Annotated in this window: 1 protein-coding gene; it reads right to left on the reverse strand. The window is 62.1% G+C overall.

Annotated elements, in window-relative coordinates:
- Positions 1-388 (reverse strand): response regulator (locus tag GVL52_RS32120; protein ID WP_244619346.1); only part of this gene is annotated, 388 nt, incomplete at its 3' end.
- Positions 389-443: the final 55 nt, after the last annotated feature.

Below are 443 nucleotides of genomic sequence, written 5' to 3' on the forward strand. Positions count from 1 at the left end.
GCTTGGCGATGAATTCGTCGGCGCCGGCCTGCAGTCCGGCGTCCCGGTCGCGCATGCTGTCGCGGGCGCTGAGCATGATCACCTGCATGTGCGCGAGCGACGGCGTGCTGCGGATGCGGCGGCAGACTTCCAGGCCGTCGATGCCGCCGGGCATCATCACGTCGAGCAGCACGATGTCGGGACGCTGGGTGTGCGCCATGGCCAGAGCCGCCATGCCGCTGTCGGCCTCGTGCAGCGTCAGCCCCTGGTCTTCCAGCGTCATGCGCAGCAGGCGGCGGATTTCCGCGTGGTCGTCGACGATCAGGACAGTTTTCATGAAATACGCAAGTGCGCAAGCAAAGCGTGAATCATATTTATTAGATTTGACGTATGCAAGTGCTGCTTTCATATAGTTGTGCCACGGCAGAGCCTGTTGAGCACCGCGCACGGGCACAATGTCAACT

The organism is Rhizobium sp. 18055, from assembly GCF_902706285.1.
In the GTDB taxonomy this organism is placed as follows: domain Bacteria; phylum Pseudomonadota; class Alphaproteobacteria; order Rhizobiales; family Rhizobiaceae; genus Rhizobium.